Annotated in this window: 4 protein-coding genes and 1 pseudogene; all 5 read right to left on the bottom strand. The window is 31.4% G+C overall.

Annotated features, from left to right (window positions below; translation table 11 throughout):
* Positions 1–35: 35 nt before the first annotated feature.
* A complete protein-coding gene (locus tag ACW2QF_RS19985; RefSeq protein WP_455717773.1) occupies positions 36–380 on the bottom strand; it encodes a hypothetical protein in 345 nt (114 codons plus the stop codon).
* Between the two features lie 46 nt (positions 381–426).
* Positions 427–747 carry a hypothetical protein gene (locus ACW2QF_RS19980; RefSeq protein WP_455717772.1) on the bottom strand — a complete coding sequence of 107 codons (321 nt, stop codon included), beginning with the start codon at positions 745–747 and terminating at the stop codon, positions 427–429.
* Positions 748–787: 40 nt separating this feature from the next.
* Positions 788–1,033, bottom strand: coding sequence for a hypothetical protein (locus ACW2QF_RS19975; protein ID WP_455717771.1), 246 nt, complete (start codon positions 1,031–1,033; stop codon positions 788–790).
* A gap of 38 nt (positions 1,034–1,071) precedes the next feature.
* Positions 1,072–1,413, bottom strand: a complete 342-nt coding sequence (locus tag ACW2QF_RS19970; protein ID WP_455717770.1) for a hypothetical protein — start codon at positions 1,411–1,413, stop codon at positions 1,072–1,074.
* A gap of 47 nt (positions 1,414–1,460) precedes the next feature.
* Positions 1,461–1,864 (bottom strand): annotated as a pseudogene (locus ACW2QF_RS19965) (hypothetical protein); the annotation flags it as partial.

The raw sequence follows: 1,864 nt of genomic DNA, 5'->3' as shown, positions 1-1,864 counted from the left end.
TATTTTAATTTATTATTTGTATTGAATATTTTAGCTTATCTATATTCTGCAAAAGTTATATATTGTGGAATACAAATTCCCCTATAAGGATAAACTTCATACAATACCTCGTCAACCCTGCACTTAAATTCTTCCCAGTCCCAAGGGTTAGATGTATACACATTGTCCCCGTAATCTGACGTAATCGCTCCTACTATATATCCCAAAAACAAATGATCTCCACTCATAGGATCGGTGAATAATTGAATCTCTCCTTTAACTTGATTACATGTTAACTCATCATATCTTTCACTATCGTAAAACTCATCTGATAAAATCACATCTCTATGCTCCTGCAAATCATAACCTAATATTGTATATACATTTTTATCTACACTCATGTTTTCTTCCTTTCATTAATTAATATAGAGCTGTACATTTATATGATTATACAAACATAGCATCAAAATCATCTTTCCACATAATCTCTGCTATCACTTCAGACTCTCCACACATCATCATCTGAATTATTGTTACAGGTCGTTTCTCTTCTTTATTATACCCTCTATAATCATAAGAATAATCCATTGTATATTTACTCAAATGAGGAAGATCCTCATCAAATAATTGCGTAGCTAAGTTGCTATCTAGTTTAAATCTTTTGAAAAAACTTTTCTGATAATTCTTTAAGATATTCCCATTAACAGCATTAATTTTAATTGAATTATTTACATTTGCTTTGCCACCAGCAGCATAACTATTTAACATGACTCACCTTCTTTCCTAAAAAGTCGTAGCAAACTCTTATTTATTTGTACCCTATATCCCAACCACTGTTTTGAATATATTTATGTTTGTAATCCGTAATGACATTATTAATTGGTTCATAAGATTTACACAAATCCAATATCTTTATTCCCAACTCTTTCAATTGTTCTTCATTCAACTCTCGATCCACTTTAATATTAATAAACTCAGCGTTTACATAAACTCCACTTACATTCAATCCAGCCTGTTGAAAATAAACATCATCTTCAATTTGTGTTTGTGTCATACTATTCATTCCTTTCTTTTTTAAGTCGTACCAAAATCTTATTTCATATTGTCCAAAGCTTCGGTTATTGCTTCACTAAATCCGCAACCACCATTGTAATAACTAAGTACATAATTAATCTTTTTAGGTGAATCTTCACTTGCATAAAAAATATCATTACCCGTACATTTTGTATCTCTGAGAATTCTGTATACATCATTCTTGTGTGTTATAAATTCTCCTGAGAATTCACTATTAAAACATTCTTCCCATGTATCGTAATAATCTAGACTCTCTATCCCATTTTCTTTACAATATTCTTCACACCATTCTTCTGGTGTTGTCGCATCTAGCTTATCTACTTTCATTAATTCCCCAGCGTGTACTTCGTATTGTGACATATCTCATTCCCCTTTCTCATATAGAAGTTTGTTTTGGCATCACGCCTTCACCAATTAATCAACGCATTATAGACCTTATCTGGTATTCTGTCTCTGTATTCTTCCGCAACTTGTTTAATATGTATTCTTTTTTCAATATATATTTTGACTGCTTCTTCCAAGTTACTAAAAACACCAAGATATTTTGTATTATAGGTCGCATTAAATCCACGAGGAGTTCTTCTAATTCCAGTCGGTAGATCACAGTCTGTATTTCTGGATTTTGTCATAAATATCATATTAATTCTCTGCGGTACAAAAATGCATGTATCCGGTGAGTATATTTTATTGTCTTTAACAAGAATGTCTTTGTCTAGATGAACCCTTTCTCCTTTTATTGAATAAAAGTTTTCTTCATACCATGATGCATAATTTTGATAATTCAGCCACTCATCACACACAGTGCAAATAC

The organism is Anaerosporobacter sp., from assembly GCF_965301125.1.
Note: the sequence above shows the minus strand (reverse complement) of the source record. Positions and strands in the feature narration are given on the sequence as shown.

Coding starts and splice junctions, on each gene's coding strand:
- ACW2QF_RS19975 (WP_455717771.1), bottom strand. CDS start 1,033: ATGACACAAACACAAATTGAAGATGATGTTTATTTTCAACAGGCTGGA.
- ACW2QF_RS19980 (WP_455717772.1), bottom strand. CDS start 747: ATGTTAAATAGTTATGCTGCTGGTGGCAAAGCAAATGTAAATAATTCA.
- ACW2QF_RS19985 (WP_455717773.1), bottom strand. CDS start 380: ATGAGTGTAGATAAAAATGTATATACAATATTAGGTTATGATTTGCAG.
- ACW2QF_RS19970 (WP_455717770.1), bottom strand. CDS start 1,413: ATGTCACAATACGAAGTACACGCTGGGGAATTAATGAAAGTAGATAAG.